Source organism: Mycobacterium sp. E2733 (assembly GCF_001667585.1).
Taxonomy (GTDB): Bacteria; Actinomycetota; Actinomycetes; order Mycobacteriales; family Mycobacteriaceae; genus Mycobacterium.
Map to the genome: position 1 here is coordinate 55,878 of NZ_LZJZ01000092.1, position 17,418 is coordinate 73,295.

14 protein-coding genes are annotated in these 17,418 nt (G+C 64.0%); 9 read left to right on the forward strand and 5 right to left on the reverse strand.

The features are described 5' to 3' along the window. Window positions 1-18 precede the first annotated feature (18 nt). Together A5678_RS16620 and A5678_RS16625 are read right to left on the reverse strand one after the other, a co-directional pair. Window positions 19-969 (reverse strand): IS481 family transposase, encoded by a 951-nt coding sequence (locus A5678_RS16620; RefSeq protein WP_156746945.1) that lies wholly within the window; start codon window positions 967-969, stop codon window positions 19-21. A 106-nt stretch (window positions 970-1,075) separates the two neighbouring features. Then, entirely contained in the window at window positions 1,076-1,639 is a 564-nt protein-coding gene (locus A5678_RS16625; RefSeq protein ID WP_068044231.1) for a TetR/AcrR family transcriptional regulator, read from the reverse strand. A gap of 212 nt (window positions 1,640-1,851) precedes the next feature. Here A5678_RS16625 and A5678_RS16630 point away from each other — a divergent pair, with 212 nt between their 5' ends. Further along, window positions 1,852-3,129: a hypothetical protein gene (locus A5678_RS16630; RefSeq protein WP_368664899.1), complete on the forward strand. Its 1,278-nt coding sequence runs from the start codon at window positions 1,852-1,854 to the stop codon at window positions 3,127-3,129. A 26-nt stretch (window positions 3,130-3,155) separates the two neighbouring features. Here the strand turns inward: A5678_RS16630 and A5678_RS16635 are convergent, their stop codons facing one another. Next, entirely contained in the window at window positions 3,156-5,471 is a 2,316-nt protein-coding gene (locus tag A5678_RS16635) for a DUF262 domain-containing protein (RefSeq protein WP_197502164.1), read from the reverse strand. Window positions 5,472-5,791: 320 nt separating this feature from the next. Between A5678_RS16635 and A5678_RS16640 the strand changes: the two genes are divergently transcribed. Further along, window positions 5,792-6,583, forward strand: coding sequence for a hypothetical protein (locus A5678_RS16640; protein ID WP_068044234.1), 792 nt, complete (start codon window positions 5,792-5,794; stop codon window positions 6,581-6,583). A gap of 191 nt (window positions 6,584-6,774) precedes the next feature. After that, window positions 6,775-7,632, forward strand: coding sequence for an SDR family NAD(P)-dependent oxidoreductase (locus tag A5678_RS16645; protein WP_068044236.1), 858 nt, complete (start codon window positions 6,775-6,777; stop codon window positions 7,630-7,632). Here A5678_RS16645 and A5678_RS16650 read toward each other — a convergent pair. After that, complete coding sequence (locus tag A5678_RS16650; RefSeq protein ID WP_197502165.1) at window positions 7,629-8,576, reverse strand: SMP-30/gluconolactonase/LRE family protein; 948 nt, start codon at window positions 8,574-8,576, stop codon at window positions 7,629-7,631. The two genes, A5678_RS16645 and A5678_RS16650, sit on opposite strands and share 4 nt — an antisense overlap. A gap of 231 nt (window positions 8,577-8,807) precedes the next feature. Between A5678_RS16650 and A5678_RS16655 the strand changes: the two genes are divergently transcribed. The 3 genes from A5678_RS16655 to A5678_RS16665 all read left to right on the forward strand — a co-directional run bounded on the left by A5678_RS16655 (window position 8,808) and on the right by A5678_RS16665 (window position 12,488). Beyond that, the gene (locus tag A5678_RS16655) at window positions 8,808-9,230 is read left to right on the forward strand and encodes a hypothetical protein (RefSeq protein WP_068044240.1); all 423 of its coding nucleotides are present in this window, start codon (window positions 8,808-8,810) and stop codon (window positions 9,228-9,230) included. A 279-nt stretch (window positions 9,231-9,509) separates the two neighbouring features. Next, entirely contained in the window at window positions 9,510-11,075 is a 1,566-nt protein-coding gene (locus A5678_RS16660; protein WP_068044242.1) for a serine/threonine-protein kinase, read from the forward strand. Between the two features lie 147 nt (window positions 11,076-11,222). Beyond that, window positions 11,223-12,488: a hypothetical protein gene (locus A5678_RS16665; RefSeq protein ID WP_068044244.1), complete on the forward strand. Its 1,266-nt coding sequence runs from the start codon at window positions 11,223-11,225 to the stop codon at window positions 12,486-12,488. Window positions 12,489-13,407: 919 nt separating this feature from the next. Here A5678_RS16665 and A5678_RS16670 read toward each other — a convergent pair. Then, entirely contained in the window at window positions 13,408-13,860 is a 453-nt protein-coding gene (locus A5678_RS16670) for a VOC family protein (protein WP_068044246.1), read from the reverse strand. Between the two features lie 86 nt (window positions 13,861-13,946). On the opposite strand from A5678_RS16670, the gene A5678_RS16675 reads away from it, so the two are divergent. From A5678_RS16675 to A5678_RS16685, 3 genes are read left to right on the forward strand one after another with little or no spacing between them, the layout of a single operon-like run. Continuing rightward, entirely contained in the window at window positions 13,947-15,200 is a 1,254-nt protein-coding gene (locus A5678_RS16675) for a cytochrome P450 (protein ID WP_068044248.1), read from the forward strand. After that, window positions 15,201-16,376: a S9 family peptidase gene (locus A5678_RS16680; protein WP_068044250.1), complete on the forward strand. Its 1,176-nt coding sequence runs from the start codon at window positions 15,201-15,203 to the stop codon at window positions 16,374-16,376. It begins immediately after the preceding gene. Continuing rightward, on the forward strand, window positions 16,373-17,374 hold the full coding sequence (locus tag A5678_RS16685; RefSeq protein ID WP_068044252.1) for a tocopherol cyclase family protein: 1,002 nt from the start codon (window positions 16,373-16,375) through the stop codon (window positions 17,372-17,374). Before A5678_RS16680 ends, A5678_RS16685 begins: the two co-directional genes overlap by 4 nt. The last annotated feature ends 44 nt before the right edge of the window (window positions 17,375-17,418 follow it).

The following is a 17,418-nucleotide window of genomic DNA, read 5'->3' on the forward strand; positions in this document are numbered from 1 at the left end:
ACTCGGTCAGCAGGTTGGTCACAGTCGGCTGGTGGGTGGTAGGCCGCCGAGCGCGCTGTGGCGGCGTTGAGTGTTGTAGATCTCCAGCCATGGCGCAAGGGCGCGGGCGCGCTGGGTGTTGGAGGTGAAGACTCTGCGGTAGCACCATTCGGTTTGCAGGGTGCGGTTGAATCTCTCCACCTTGCCGTTCTGCCAGGGGCAGTGTGGCTTGATGAACAGATGCCGAGCGCCGAGCCGGGCGACAACGGCTGCCACAACAGCCGACCGGCGATAGCTGAGGTGGTTGTCGGTGATGATCCGTTCGATGCGTGAAATACCGTGCGAGGCGAAGTAAGAAGCGGCCCGGTCGATGAACCCCGCACATGTGGGGCCTTTCTCGTCGGGCAGGATCTCTGAGTAAGCCAGCCGGCTGTGATCATCGACCATGGAGTGCACGTAGTCATAACCGTTGCCGCGGCCGCGGACCTCTTCACTGCGCCCATGAGCGCGCCATCCACCCCCGTCGGGAATCCGACTGAGCTTTTTGACATCGACGTGAACCAACTCGCCGGGACGGTCTCGCTCGTAGCGCACCGCAGTGGTCTTGGAGGCCTTGATCAGCGCCCCGGTCATCGGGTCACAGTCACGCAGGTAGGGCTGGTCGTGGCGGCGCAGGATCCGGCCGACCGTGCGGGCCGGCACACCCAGCTCCGGGCCCAACCAGTCTTGACCACGACGATGCTCACGACGTGCCTCCAAGACCCGCTGCTCAATAACGGCGGACGTGCGCCGCGGTGAGAAATGTGGACGCGAGGACCGATCCTTCAGGCCAGCCTCACCCTCAGCGGCGTACCGGCGAATCCAGGTGTGCACACACTTGCGGGAGATCCCCATCGCCTCGGCGATCTGGGCCTGCTTCCACCCGTCTCGGTAGCGCTGCACGATCAGCCATCGACCGTGAAACGTCGTGCGGGCATTACGGTGGGACACGAGAACCTCCGGAGTAGGTATGGGCCTTCGACAAGCCACACCCCACCCGGGGGTTCTCCTCACATCAAGCCGACACGCCTGCTACCAACGTCATGGCCGGGTACATCTAGTCCTTGAGCATCAGCTCGAGAAAACGTTCCCGCTGCGCGATCTTCTGCGCCTGCTGGGCCGAGCCGGCCAGGTGCAGCAGCCCGATGCCGGCGGCGAAGGTCAGCTCGGCGCGCAGCTTGGCGTCGTCGGGGCTGAAGCCATAGTCGGTGTAGGCCTTTGCGACGGAGCGCAGCAGGCGCCGGTCGGCCGCGCGGATGCTGGCCGCGGCGGTCGGGTCGGTGCGGGCCCATTCGCGCATCGCGCGTTCGAGCGTCCAATGCCCCGGGCTGGTCAGCGCGGTCATCATTGCCGACAGGCGTTCTCGCGGGGGCAGCGCGTCGAGTTCGGCCAGCGACTGCCGGTCCTTTTCCAGGAAGGTGTTCCACGACTCGACCAGCGCGGCCCGGTAGCTGTCCATGTCGGCGAAGTGCCAGTAGAAGCTGCCCCGGGTGACGCCCGCCTGCTGGCAGAGGCGCTCGACCTTCAGCGCGCGCACCCCCTGTTCGGCGAGCAGCGTGTAGCCCGCTTGCAGCCAGTCCTCGACCGTCAGACGAGGGGGCGAGGGCTTGCGTGCGGCCACATCGTGCAAGGTTACGGGTGAACGCGGCCCAGCCGGGCGAGGTCACCCCGACGTTGCTCCACCGGCCCGGTGAATTCCTCCCGAACACGGGGCTAACCCGGGTATGCGGCTACGCCAGGGGTGTAATGTCCGGGTTTGCTAGCCGACAAATTCCTGTTAACTCCTGGCACGCTTGCTGTGATGCCGAAGGATCAGGGGGTGCCGTGACCGAGGTGTTCGACGTGGCGGCGACGATCGATAACGACGATGTCGTGGTGTCGTTCCAGGACGAATCCCTGCTGCTGGGCGGTGACCCTGCCGCCGTCGAGTCCTATCTGACGAAGCTGCGCGCGACCGCCGGCCACGCCATGCGCGTCGCCGGCATCGACAGCGCCTCGTTCGCGAACGCGGCGATCGCGGGGCTGGCTTCCTTGCTGGCTGAGTCCGGCAAGTACGTGCAGTTGCATCGCGACGCCGTGGACGCGTTGAGGGAAGGCAATCTCGTTCCCGTCAGCGACGGCTTCTTCCGGCTGACCACGGGCGCCGACACCGGCCTGGCCCAACTGCAATGGCGACCGGAACTGCTCGGCCCGGAGGTGATGCTGTCGGCGCAGATGATCGCGGTGCAGATGGCGTTGAGGTCCGCGGTGGCCGAGGTGGAAGACGCCGTCCGCCGCGTGGAGGACAAGGTCGAATCGGTGCTCGAAGTGGCCCGCGCGCAGCGCGCCGGTGACGTCCTGGGCACCAGCCTGACGATCTCGCGGATGGTCGACTCGCTGGACAGGTACGGGTCGCTGCCCGATGCGTACTGGGATTCGGTGGCCATGCTGGGGCCGGCGCTCAACGTCACGGTCGAGCAGCTGCGCAACCACGTGAGCCGCATCCTGGCGTCGTTCGATCACACCCTGGGTGTGCAGCAGCGCGCCTCGAAGCTGCGAAATGCCATCAGCGAGAACCGGCTTGGCGACACCTTGAGCCTGCTGGTGATCGCCGAGGAGGCGCTGCACAAATGGCAGCGGCTGAACCTCGCCCGCATCGAGTCCACCCAACCCGACCAGCTGCTGCGGGCTATCGACGAGGCGCGCGAGCTGGTCGACCACCATTTGCGCGAAGACCTCGACATCTACCGGAATGCGAAGGAGATCCTCGACCGGTTCGGCAAGACGGCGGCCGTCGACGGCTTCCGATTCTGGGCGGTGCGAGAGCTGGCCAAGCAGTGCGGTGCCCTGCGCGACGAGCTCGACCACTTCGCCAAGGCCCGCCAGCACCAGGTCGAGACGTGGGCGGACTTCCACATCCCGAGCGTGCTCGACGCCGCCTTGGCCACCCTCGAAGCCGTCGGAAGCGTGACGGGCCGTGCGCTTGTGGCCGCCGGGCGGGGGGTCGTCTGCTTGGGCGGGCAGCTGGCCGGGCCGTTCCGGGGCGGACACAGCGAAGATGTGAAGCACGGCAAGGACATTGAATGTCAGGCCGCCGACGCTCGAGTCGAGGAACGCCAATCGGCATGCTGACTCAGCGTTGAGTCGTAATTGACGATTCACACGCCCGGATGGAAGCCGTGGTCAGCCAACCGGCGCCTGGCAGCTGCCATTTCGTCTTCGCTGAAGAGCGACCGGAACTCTGGCTGCAATACGACGTTCTCGACGGTGAGGTCAAGGCGGTTCTTGCGCCAAAGGGCTGTGAAACCATCGGAGACGTTGCGGCTGGCGAGGAGATGGTGCGCCGTCGCAAGTGCCCCGTCGCGATACAGCATCTCCAGGTAGTAGTTCGCCGGATAACCCGCTTCTTGCTTGGCGCGGACATAGACGTTGACCATTGCCTTCGTGAAGGCGCGGAGAAGGCCTTCTGCTGCCACGGTGGGCTGGTCCGCGTCCCCCTCGGAGGTCGCTAGGTGTTCTCTCAAAGTTCCTGTGGGCGCGTGCGTCTCGACGGCAGGGACCTCACTGGACCCCTCCACCACATCCGCTTGCTCACCGAGTGCATTCGGGTGTATGGCCGGGCCCGGCCATACTGCGCAAATTGCATCCGCGATGCGCTTGGAACGGGCGATGATGTCGCCCTCGTTCCAAGACTGGACGTGGTTTTTGACCACCTCTTTGTTCAGCACGAGCAAGCTGAACTCGTCGAGCAGGCTTCGCTTGCCCAGACCGGGCCGCCCTCCCTCCGTAAGGCCTACTGCGTCGGAGTCGGCCCATGGGCGGTTGGAGAGCGAGGCGTTGAGAGATTTGGTGACCAGGGTGAGGTTGCCAATCGTGTTCACGGTTTTGTCGCGGGTCGCGGCCTCCTCCGGCGACATCGGAGGATTGGTATTCCAGTGGGTACGCCAACCGCGCGGCATTACGTGTTCCACTTCCAGCCCAGCGGGTAGCTGCACAGCTTCGTACATAGTGCTCTGGCTCCGCAGGTGCTCCTCCACAGCACCGAGCACCACCCGCAGGCGCCCCTGCCGAATGTTGCCGTAGAGCTTAGCCGTGGGCAGAACCGTAATCAGGTCCGCGTCGGTGGGCCACACCCGCGTTTCGGCTGTCTGTTCAGAGAGGTAATCACGGATCTTGTCGCCGGCCTCTTCTGCGCTGACCCGGTCGAGAGCCTTGAGGATCGCGACCATGAACTTATTGACATCCTTAGTGGTGGCGCGCAGCAAGGTACGACGAATGACCCAACTCTCAATCGCTTCAAGGCCAATGCGGACCTGGCTTTCAGGCACGGCGTGGTTCTCTGACAGCAGCCACAGGAATACCGGCGTGACAGCGGCGAGCTCCATCGTCTCGACGACGCGTGAATAAAAGCGGCCTTCGATGGTGCTCTCGTCTAGCTGAGCGAAATCCCGGTATGTGTTGGCGTCGTTGTGGAGTTCACCCAGCAGAGCGTGGGCGGTCGCGACGGACGTCATGGCGGGTGCCGCATACTCGGTGAAAACACGAAAAGCGTGCTCGGCCTTGACTTCGTCCTGTGACCGCATGGTCAGCCAGTACTGGAGGAAGATGTCCACCCGCGGCCGAACCTGGCGGCCCTGCTTGATCTCCTCCCGCCACCAAACGTTGTCGAAATCAGCCCAATACACGAGCGACCACTTTTCGACGTCGGCGCCAATGGTTTCACCCCTGCGGAAGACCCAGTTTTTGATCAGGTCCGCCTTCAGCAACGGCGTGCCGCGATCGTTCAGCGTCTCGAAAATGAGCTGGGCATCGTCATGGCCCGACAGGTCGATGGCCACCAGGGTCAGCCGGTCCTGCAATGTGGAGCTGAGCGCCTCGGCTCGCAGCTGCTCAGTCCCGGGCGGGGCCGACCCATCGTCATCCTGCTTTCCCGTCAGCCACCGCTCCACTTCTTGGAGGAAGAAGGTGTGAGCCTCAATGATGCGGTGCTCACCAACCCAGGTTCCTTCTCGGTCCATCGCGTGGGCGAAAGCCAGCCGGTCGGCTTGGGAGGGCCAGAGCTTGAACCGCTTGCGCGTGCCGGCGAATGCCTTTGACTTGTTTCGAATGAGGTCCTCCAAGGCCTCGGCGAGCAGCTCATAACCGCGCTCCTCGACCACCTGACGGGCTGCTTCCAGGAGTAATTGCAAGGTCGTCATTCGCTGTTGCCCGTCGATGACCTCGTGATGCGTCACGTCACCGGCGACGGGAGGCCTCGTCTCGTAAACCACGGCACCCAAGAAGTGCTGCTCAAACTTCGGTTCGGTATCCGCTTCCTTGGCCACGACGTAGCTTTGGGCCACGCGAACAACGTCGTCCCACAGGGGCGCCCACTGATCTTCCTCACTCCAGACGTAAGGGCGCTGGAAAGCAGGAATCTCGTAATGTTCCTTACCTTCGAACAACTCGCGTGGACTGCGCGGATGTGCTTCCATTTTTTTTCCTCCCCTGGCCCGGCCCCTGACACTCATTTCTGCGTCGAAAGCCGAGCACGCTGGGGTTGAATAGCACTTTTCGACCCGGAGGAAACCTCGCCTCTACGCCCGCGCCGGGCCCGTGGCCTGTCTCAACCATCCGGCGGGGCCACCCGTCCCGACCGTGGCGGGCGGCGGCGGAACGAGAACCTGTCTCGGATCTGAGCGCCGTCTGCGGGGAGATCACCGCCGGATTGTCCGATGTCCATCGGCGCCAGGCCGACGGCAACGACGTTTCTTGTAGTGGCGTAGCGGCTATCCGACGACGCGGAGGGGACCCGATGAGTTACTCGCAGTTGCCTGACCTGGAGTGTTGCGGCGGTGATGAAGACTGCCTGCTTCATCGGCTCCGAGCCATCCTGGAGAAGGCGGCCGGCATCTCTGGCCACTTCTCTCCCGGCGCGCAAATATTTCCCTCGGGGAAGATATTGGCTCCCGGCATCGGTGTCAGGTTTCCAAGCCAACAGATCATCGCGGTGGAGCGCGTCGGCATGTGGGTAGGGGGTGGAAATGTCTGCCTGGCGATGTGGCCCGGCGAGCTTCGACCCCAGTACGCGTGTCTCTACTCCGATCCGAACAAGGTCGAGGCCCTTATCGCACTCGCGGAAAATGTTGGCTGGGCTCTCCACCCCAATTTCCACCTGGCCTACCGGTTCGCCCGTGTACAACAACGCTGGTATCCCGCGAGAAAACTGCCTGGCCCCACATACCTGCGCCAATGGATCGACGATTTCCATGATGGACGGGCCGGAGCGCGATACCGCGACCACTTAGTGGATCCGGACTTCCGCCGGTGGCTCGTGGTGCGCGGCTACGCACAAGACGATGACCTGCCGAGCCTCGACGTCTGGATTCACGAGCAGTCGCCGAAACGCCAGTTCCACATCCGTCCGGGCGTTGAGGTTGCGAAGACTTGGCAATTCGAGGATGCAGTCGCGCTGGACCGCGAGGGCGCATTCATCGCGGAAGTGCGGGCCACGATCGACCAGATCTTCGGTGCGCTCGGGGAACCTCAGTTATCGACCATCCATTCTCAGTCAACCCGCGGCTCTGACACGGTCATGTTCGAATAGGTGGCACAAAGGCCACCGACCGGTTCATCACCGACAAGGCGCCGTTTCGGAAGTTGCTGCACACCGAACGTGGGTTCCGGCGTACCGCGTCGTCATTGACTGTGGGCGAGGCCGCCTCGATACTCCACCAGTACCGCCGTCGACCATCGACGGCTCGCGGCTGAAGTGCTTGGCGCGCAGAGGAGGTCGGCGTGATCGATCTGGGGCTATCGGGCAAGCGTGCGGTGGTGTCGGGTGCGGGCTACATCCCGGAGCGCGCGGGCCACGGCTGGTTCACGTCGTTGGCCCTTGCCGAGGCGGGCGCCTCGGTGGCCTGCATCGATATCGACGAGCAGCGCGCGGAGCAGATTGCCGGCGAGATCGTTGGGCGGGGAGGCACCGCCATCCCGATTGTCGCCGATATGACCGACCCCGTGCAGGTCGGTCGGGTGATCGATGACGCCGTCGCGGCGCTGGGCGGCGTCGACGTGTGCGTCGATATCATCGGTGGTGCGACCTGGTCGAAGGTCGAGGACTTCACCACCGAATTGTGGGACGCGGCAATCCACTACAACCTGACCCAGGTCTTCTATCTGTTTCAAGCCGCGGCACGGTACATGATCGGCCAGGGCAGCGGTGGATCGTTGGTGGCGATCGCGTCGGTCGACGGCATTGCGGCGGCGACCTACCACGCCGCCTACGGTGCCGCGAAGGCCGGTGTCATCTCGCTGGTCAAGACCTTCGCGGATGAGTTGGGCCGGTATGGCATTCGTGCCAACGCGGTCGCGCCGGGCAATGTGGGCTCCGGCAACGAGGATCAGCCGCCGAACGAGTACGCCGTCAACGGAATCAATCCGCTGGCGGCGCCGCGCGCGCACGACATCGCCAACGCCGCGTTGTTCCTGTCCTCCGAGCTGGCCGCCCGCATCACCGGTCAGACACTCGTTGTCGACGGCGGCGCCACCATTCGGCAGCTGTGGGGACTGGGCGAGTCGATGATCCCGCCCAATGCCGATGACGCGATGCCGGACTTCATGCGGCCCGGTGCGTCGGGTCCGTCGGGCGGCTAACGCTGGTGCACCAGAGGCAGGCCGGGCACCGAGCTTCTGCCCTTGAGCACATACGGCGTCATGATCGAGCCGATGTAGATGTCGCGCATGTCCTGCCCGCCCCAGGCGACGCTGGTCGGGCCTTCTACTAACGCGCCCTCAGGATCTTCGAGCACCACCGTCACCATGCCGTCCGGGCGGATCGCCACGATCCTGTTGGCCAAAACGAGTGTGACCCAGAGGTTTCCCTCGGCGTCGAACGCGCATCCGTCGGCCATCCCCCACCGGCGACCGACGTGGGGGTCGGCCAGGAACCGGCCGGCATCGGGGCCGTACTCGTCGGGGCGCCGGTCCCCCAGCGGTGGCCCGTATTGCTCTTGAGGGCCGAGTGTTTCGCCGTCGATAGGAAACCGCACGACGTCGGCGGCCAGCGTGCGGACCACATATAGAAAGCCCTCGTTGCGATCCAGCGCCATGCAGTTCGGGAAGCTCACCGCCTCGGCGACCACTCGCGCCGATTGGCGATCCGGTGAGACCCGAAAGATGAAGCCGTCGGCGGTGCCGCGCGCGATGGTGTCCAAAAGGTCGTCTGCCATCGTGCTCACCGAACACCACAGCGCCCCAACGGAATCCACCAGAACAAAGTTCAACCACCGCAACGGGCGTCCATCGAGTTGGCCGCTTAGTACCGCCGTGACCGCACCGGTCCGCTGGTCGAGATCCTGCAGCGCGCCCAGGCCGAAATTGGCGATCAGAAAGTGGCCGTCGCGGTCGAGCGCGATCCCGTTCGGCTCGCCGCCCGCCTGCCCGATGTGCCGAACGGTGCGCTCATCGATGAGTTCTGCGACAGCAGAGGCCTTGTCGGAGGCGAACGCTCGCCCATCACCAGCCAACAGGACGTGTTCGGGACGGTCCACGCCGCGCCCGACGGGGTGTAAGTCGGTGACGATGGGGGTCTCACCCATGCCGGGCATTATCCGCGAGCGGAATGACGAGTCCCAGTCGCGGGCCATTTTGACGACGGCCCAGGCGTTCGGTCGGAGCGTCTGCGAGTCGGAGCCGGACGCGCGCGCCGCAGACTAGCTCGTAGGGCCCTCGAGGCGTATGGGCGCGCCCCCGGGGCGAGAGCCATGCCTCGGATCTGATTCCCCTGATTTTCACGATCGGTGGCGGAATCGGGCTAACCTCGCGGTGATATGAGCATCGACGACGTACTCAACGAAGAGTTAGGCCGCTACGGCTACAAGCTCGAGACGTCTGCCCTGCAGGGCGGCGCCTATCAGGTCACTCGCCTCGACGGCTACGCCGGTTACACGGCGACGTTCGGCGACGTCCAGGAGTTGCGGACATTCCTCCAGCGACTCGCCGAGAGTGACAACCTCTGGTGCATTCATCTCGATCACGGCAACGTCGATGTGAATAGGGCGACGGGGGAAGTCACGCCTCGCGACGGGGGGCCGCTGTTCAACTTGCATGACTTGCATCCCGACGAATGGTCAGGCGCTTCGGATGAAGCCCCCGGGGCTATCAGCCAGGCCGCTCTGATGACCGCCCATCAAATCTGTATCAAGTCCAATTCTCGACCGCCCTACGGCGGACTGTGGTTCAAGCGGGCCTAGCGGCGACCGCAGTTCATCTTTCTTGCGGTTGATCCCATCGCCGGCGTGCGCGCCGTGGCGCTCGAAAGCTCACGCTCCGGGCAAAGGATCCGGTTCCTTGTCGTCGCCTTTCATTAATCAGATGTCGCATAAGACGAGTCAGCCGGCAGCGCCCTTTTGTCCAGACCAGCGCTGGCATTGAGCCTTTATCGCATAAATCCAACTCGTCCCGGGCAAACTGCTCCGTAACGGGAGTCAATTGGACGGACACTGTTCGCAGCGAAGAGAAGGAAGTGTGCTGTGACGTCACTCCTCGGCGGGACGTTTGGGCGGTACGAGATCCGGCGGCTGCTCGGCCAGGGCGGTATGGGTGAGGTGTACGAGGCATACGACACCAAGAAAGACAGAACTGTCGCGCTCAAGTTACTCACGGGCCGGTACGCCGAGGACGAAACGTATCGAGCGCGGTTCCTGCGGGAGTCGCACGCCGCGGCGGTTCTGCAGGAGCCGCATGTCATCCCGATCCACGATTGGGGAGAGATCGACGGCGTCCTGTACATCGACATGCGGCTGGTTCGGGGACAGACGTTGCACGACATGCTCGAGAAGGGCCCACTCGAACCGGAGCGAGCGACCGACATCGTCCGCCAGATCGGGGCGGCGCTGGACGCTGCCCACGGCGAGGGACTCATCCATCGCGACGTCAAGCCGCAGAACATTATCGTCACGCGCGACGATTTCGCGTACTTGGTCGACTTCGGGATCGCCGAAGCCAAGGGTGATACGCACCTGACGATGGCGGGGTACCAGGTCGGCACCTTCGATTACATGGCCCCGGAACGATTCGGCGACGAGGAAGTGACGGCGTCGGTGGACATCTATTCATTGGCGTGCGTCCTCTACGAGGCGCTAACTGGCGACAAGCCGTTCCCAGCGCACAGCGCCCAGCAGGTCATTGGGGCGCATATCTCGTCGCCACCTCCACGACCGAGTGCCGGAAATCGACGGGTCCTCGTGGCCTTCGACGAGGTCATCGCGCGCGGCATGGCAAAGCACCCCGATGACCGCTACGGCAGTGCCGGCGCCCTGGGGCGCGCCGCCAAGCGCGCGCTGTCCGGAGAGTCATCGGGGCCGCCCCTCGCCGACACCCTACTTGCGCCCCAATACGTCAACGGGCCTCCCAGCTATCCGCCGTTCAACGCCCAATACGCCTATCCTGCAACCGGTCCGACGCCGATCCCTGGCACCGGTCAAGGACGGTCACGACAGTTCATCGTGGGGGTCTCTATCGGGATCGCGCTGGCATTGGTGGGCGGCGTCGGTGTGGTGATCGGCCTCCTCGCTCACCACGACTCCAACAGCTCCGAGCCCTCGACGGCGCCGCTCGTCCCATATACCAATCCGGTACCCACCGCTCCTCCGACGGAGTCAGCATCGACGTCACCGTCGACTCAAGTTCGCACCACGACGACCTCTGCACCGCAAGATCCTGCGCAGGAGCTTCGGCAGATCGCGGCTGACGACCGGCCTTGGGTCAGCGCGCAACTGGCTGACCGCTGGGTGCCGCAACTCAGTTCCAAACGTCCTGGGGTCGTCGACAACGGCCAGGTGTGGGACAACGCGATGACGCTCCAAGAGCACCTTCAGTTGCGGCAGCGCTTTTCGAACGTGAGGCTGCTCTGGTCCGGTGATTGGTCGACGTTCTCATCACCGGACTTCTGGGTCACGGTTGCCGGCATCACGTTCACCGACTCCGCGGGTGCGTTGGCGTGGTGCAGGGCGCAGGGATTCGACCGGGACCACTGCGCCGCCAAAATCGTAAGCACGACGCATCCGGTGGAGGGCAGTACGGCCTATAACCGATGAGGGACGGAGACTCCCCGTCAGACGCCTACCTGGCGCTTAAAGATTGTCCTTTTCGGCAACACTCGGATCATGACGGGCTAGTCCCGTCGAGTCGCTGCACGCTCTTGGACTTGAGGCCTGGGCTGCGTGGGATTACGGGGGTGAGTTTTGGGCGCGGACGAAACATCGAAGCTGCCGGCGGAGGCGGACAGCGATGAAGTCGTTGTTTCCTACCACGACGAAGGTCTTTTGGTTGGCGGTAACCCTGCTGCTGTCGAGTCTTACCTCACGCGGCTGAAGGCTACAGCCGGCCAAGCCATGCAGGTCGCCGGGATAGATGCCGCCTCACTCACCAATGCGACAGGGCTAACCGCCGGAGCGACCTCGATCTTCCTTAACTCCGGAAAGTACGTTCAGCTGCACCCCGATAGCCTCAACGCGCTGAAGAACGGCGACTTAATCCCAGGGACCGACGGGTTCTACAGGATGATGACTCGCTCGGACGATGGGCGATTTCTTGAACAACTCCAGTGGCGACCGACCGCGCTGGGACCTGATGTGATGCTTTCAGCGCAGATGATCGCGGTGCAGTTAGCGTTGAAGTCAGCGATCGCCGAGGTACAAGAGGCCGTTCGACGCGTGGAGGACAAAGTGGAATCCCTCCTCGAACTGGCCAAAGCCGACCGCGCCGGCGATATCCTGGGCAATCACCTGACAATCTCTCGGATGGTTGAGTCGCTGGAAAGATACGGCTCGCTTCCCGACACATACTGGAACTCAGTTTCGGGCCTCGGGCCGGCACTTAACGTGACAGTCGAGCAATTACGCGATCACGTCAGGCGCACCGTCGCGTCTTTCGAACGCAAAATACCCGTGCAGGAACGGGCCGAGAAGCTACGAGATGCGATTAGCGACAACCGACTTGGCGAAACCTTGAGCCTTCTCGTGGTCGCAGAAGAATCGCTCTACAAATGGCAGCGCCTGAATCTCGCGCGCGTCGAGTCGACTGAACCCGAACATCTTCTACGAGCAATCGACGAGGCTCGCGAACTGGTTGCCCATCAACTTGGCGAGGACGCCGACATCTACCGGAGCGCGAAGGAAGTACTTGATCGTTTCGCGAAACCAGAAGCGATCGAGGGCTTTCGGTTCTTTTCGGTACGCCAGCTGGCAAAACAGCGCACAGCCCTCCGAGAGGAACTGGACCACTTTGCCAGGGCCCGCCGCCACCAAGTCGAATCGTGGGAGGAGTTCCACATTCCAACTTTCCTCGAAGCTGCCAGCGCCACGATAGATGCCGCCAAGACATCGACGGGCCGCGCACTGGCGGTTGCCGGCCAGGAGATTGCCCGTTTCGGTGCTCAACTAGCGGAGCCAACAGCGCCCAAGGAAGCTGAGGAAGAACGGATTCGTGCGGCCAAGAAGAAGGAATGACTCCGCGCGACCCATACGGCTGGCTCCTAGCAATATCCTTCGCGAAGTCGCAGATTCGCGCCCTCCACCACCTCGTCGAGCAGCTCCGTGCAGCGCGGCTATATTTGTGCAATTCGTTTTCACTCTCGGGTAGCGCGCTGATTTGCCTCAGTCGTCTGAGCCGTGTGCACCGTCTACCAGATTCCGATCGAAGTCGGGGTCAACGAGAAGCCGTAACCGGTAATAGGCGCTGTAAGTTTCGGCCCGCAGCTGGTACACCTCCAGGCGGACTTCTTCGCGAGCCGCTGATTCGAGGCCGCTTATCCGTCCCTTCGCACGGTTGAATTCGACGCGTTGCTGGGCACTAGCCTTCGAAGCGAAGCTAGTGACCGCTTCCAATACCTCTAGCCGCCGATTTTCCCAACGCGCGTTATCGTCAGCGTCTTTGGCGGTTTCCCCTGTAGGCGGTAGGTCAGGTACGGACCTAGGAGGGTGCCGGCGACTGCGACGATGCTTGCTAGAACCGCTTGCATCCGTCAATCCGATCACAGCCTCGGCACGGTGTGCCGGCTCATCGACCAGGGCTCGGCCGCCGAGCCTGGTCAGAGTGCCAATGATTGCGTTGGTCCGTGGTCCGGCTTTCAGGCAAGGTGTTAGCCAGATGTTGCCAAGCGTCTGCATCTCCTCCATCGGAAAGGACAGTGCCGGCATCGGCTGTAGAGGCGCCACGGTTGCCGATCCTGCCACCGACTCCTCCCCTCTAGCGCCGGGGCGACGCCGAGACGAACATCGCTTCTATGGGGCGGACATGGGCCAATACTGCCTTACCAGGCATTTTCGGCGGGTGGACGGCTGTCGAAAGCCGCGATCAACGATTTCGGGTACTCCGCCAGCTCAGGCAAGCTAAGCGAGGTTGCGGGCCTCCACCGCACTGAACGAACTACGGCCTTGGCGGCAACGCCGCCAACCACCCATCTGAAAGCAGCTCCAACAGCTGCCCGTCCGGATCCCGGATCATGGCCATCGCCTCCGTCACCGTCCCGCCAACGACCGCTCCCCCGAACTCCTCCACCTTCTTCAACACGCCAGCAAGATCGGACACCGAAAACGAGATGTGCGTCAGCCCAATCTGATCCATGACGCGTTCCGGCCCGGCGTGAACCTGACGCTTCGAGTAGTCCATGAGTTCGAGCACAAACCCGTCACGTACCAAGTAGGTCGCGTGCACCCCGAGCGGCTCGGGCAGCTGCACAAGCTTGGCGGTGGGGCCGTCGGGCGGATCAAGCTCCCACCAGAACTGAAACCCAAGCACGTTCTCGTAGAACCGCCGCGACCGCTCGCGGTCGGAGACACACAATCCGACGTGGTTGAAGGTCGTCCGGTGACTACTCATCGCGGCCTTTCTCGCCAGAACCGAAGCGCGTAATAATGCAAAGATAGTGTAGAAAGCCGAGCTCACGCCGCGGTGGAGGACTTCAGATGGCAACCCGACCTGACGTCGCCGAAAACGCGATCGTCGACTTCGACCATCACTCCGACGCGTTCAACCTCAACGAGCTGGCCATCAACGCCGAGCTCAGACACCAATGCCCCGTTGCCTGGAATGAGAACTACGGCGGCTTCTGGTACCTCAGCAGCTACGACGCGGTGAGCCGAACGGCCAGAGACGGCGACACGTTCGCCCACAAATACGAGCCCAACGCCGAAGACGGGGTCGACTACCAGGGCGAGATGGGCGTCCCGCGCCCCGAAGGCCAGCCGGCCCTCGGCATCGGCGAGGTCGACGGCCCCTACCACCTAGCCCTACGGCACGCGTTAGCCCCGTTCCTCTCCCCCGGCGCGGTCCAGAAGCTCAAGCCGTTCATGGAACAAAAAGCCCATGAGTTCCTCGACCAGAAAATCGAAGACGGACGCATGGACCTCGTCCTCGACTACGCCAGCCCGGTCCCCGCCATCCTCACCATGAAGCTGATGGGTCTGCCCCTCGACAACTGGCACCTCTACGCCAACCTCTTCCACTCCGTCATGGCCGTCCCGCAAGACAGCCCGGAGTACCTCGACGCCATCGCCAAAGTCCCGAAAATGATGGAAGAAGTCCTCGAGTACGCGGCCAGCAGACGAGCCAAACCGGAAGACGACCTGACCAGCTTCCTCATCCAGTTCGAATTCGACGGCCATCGCCTCACCGACGAGCAGCTGCTCAACATCCTGTGGAACCTCATCGGCGGCGGCGTCGACACCACCACCTCCCAAACCGCCCTCACGCTCCACCACCTGGGGACTCATCCAAGCTTGAGACGACAACTCATCGACCACCCCGAGCTCTACCGCACCGCCACCGACGAATTCCTGCGCTACTTCTCGGTCAACCAAACCCTCAGCCGCACAGTCACTCACGACGTCGAACTCAACGGGCAACGCCTGAGAAAGAACGATAAAATCGTCATCAGCTGGCTCTCCGCCAACCACGACGAAAAAGAATTCCAGAACCCCGACGAGATCATCTTGGACCGCGCACCCAACCGTCACGTCGCCTTCGGGCTCGGGCCGCACCGCTGCATCGGCTCGCACCTCGCGCGCCTGATGGCCGAGATCATGGTCAGGGCCGTCCTCGACCGCATCCCCGACTACCAGGTCGACGTCCAAAACGTCCACCAATACCTGGGCAACCCGAGCATGACCGGGCTGGGCAAGCTGCCGGTCACCTTCACCCCCGGAGCGAAGCGAGGCTAGATGCCAGACAGCGCTCGCAAATCCGCCAACACAATCACGCAAATGCTGGGTCCGTTCGCCCGCACCGGCGGCTTCTACGCCCGCTCGTGGGGCACCTACCTGGATCGTCAGCCTGACGAGCTGCCGGTGGCCCGACCCACCCTCGCGCTCGCGGCGCAGGCATTCCGCGACGAAATCCTGCTCGCCGGCTTCAGCCTGCTGCGCCGAGCCCCCGACGCAAAAACACTCGAACGCATCGACAACGAAGTGCTTGCCGCACAAGAGTTTTACGGCGACAAAGGCTGGCTCGACAATCCCGAGGGGTTCTTCGCCACACCCCCGCCGCCCACCGACGTGACGGTCAAGCGTGTGAGCAGCATGGGACGCAACTACGAGCGGCTGTCCTTCGACAGCGACTACGCACCCCACGACGGCGAACCCGGCCGGGACCGATGGCGCAGCTACACCCGCAACAACCGCGAATACGCCCTGATGTTCCGGCACCGCCGGCCGCGGCCCTGGCTGGTCTGCATCCACGGCGCGGAGATGGGACGAGCCGCGCTCGACCCCATGCTGTTCCATGCCTGGCACCTGTACCGGCAGCTCGACCTCAACGTCGTGCTGCCGGTACTCCCCATGCACGGTCCCCGGGCAAGCGGCCCAAAATTCCCCAGCGAGGACGTGCTCGACGACGTCCACGGCGCCGCCCAATCGGTGTGGGACATAAGGCGCCTCATCACCTGGATCCGCGCGCAGCAGCCCGACGCCAAGATCGGGGTCAACGGCATCTCCCTCGGAGGTCTGATCTCGTCGCTGGTCGCCAGCCTCGACGACGGCCTCACCTGCGCGATCCTGGGCGTGCCGGCCGTCGACCTGGTGAACCTGGTCGGCCGCCACGCCGGCCTCAGCGGCCACGTCGCCCTGCGCCACACGATGAGCTCGGCCAAACCCCTCGGCCGGATGATCTCGCCGCTGGCGCTGACCCCAAAAGTGCCGAAAGAGGGCCGCTTCATCTACGCCGGCCTCGCCGACCGGCTGGTGCACCCGCGCGACCAGGTGACCCGACTCTGGGAGCACTGGGGCAAGCCCGAAATCCATTGGTACCCAGGCGGTCACACCGGATTCTTCCGCTCGCGGCCGGTGCAGCGCTTCATCGACGACGCGCTCGTGCAGTCGGGGCTGGCGGACCAGAGGTGACCGCATCCTACCTGCGATGGATAGCGGCGAACGCGGCCAAGCCGTTGGTCCATGCCTATCGGCGCACCGGTGCCGACGTGCCCTTCGGCGATCCGGTTCCTTCGCACGGGACAGAAATGGAGGGCTGGTTCTGGCGCCTCACCGATGCCGCCTCGGGTCGCGTCGTCGTCGCGCTGTGCAGCGTGAACCGGAATCCAGACGGGGACTGGGCGACCGTCGCGGTCGCATTGCATCCCGGCGGCGTGGTGCGCTCCGCGGCCGTGGACGGGGCCCACGCCGAATCGTCCACGTTCTCGGTGCACGCCGGGGCCGCTCCCGACTGCCGCCTGGCGGCGAGCCTCGATCGGCTCCAGATCGACGTTGACGGCATCCACCTCGACCTGCATTTCGCCGATCCGTTCAACTGGCCCAATGCCTTTGGCGGAGGCGGCGTCTTCTCTTCGGTCCCGTTTCTCAACCAGTACTGGCATCCCTACCGGCTCGGCGGAAAAGTCACCGGCACGGTCGAATTCGACGACGACATGTGGTCGTTTGACGGCGCCGCGTTGTACGCGGAACGCAATTGGGGCGCGGGCTTCCCTGAGCGCTGGTGGTGGGGTCAGGCACACGATTTCGGCGACGCCGACGTGTCGGTGGCGTTCTCGGGGGGCCTTCTTCAGCTCGGCCCGATCCGCAGGGACGTCACCGGGGTCGTCATGCGACTCGGCACCCGCGTCATCCGGGTAAGCCCGCCGGCGACCGTGCGATCGGACGTCGGCGACGGACACTGGACCGTGTCAGCACGCACACGCCGCTACCACATCGAGCTGGACGGAGACGGCACCCGCGCGGATCCGCACGTCCTACCGGTGCCGCTGCCCGCGCAGCGGCGCAACATCGACACCGACTTCGAGCACCTGGCCGGCCGATTGCATTGCAGTCTGCGGGAGTACGGCCGGGTGATCTTCGACGGCACCTGTGAGCTGGCCGGCCTGGAGATCGGCAGCAGGCCCGCGTAGCTCGACTCGTGGTGTGGCTCCGTGCCACCTGCCACCGCCCGGTA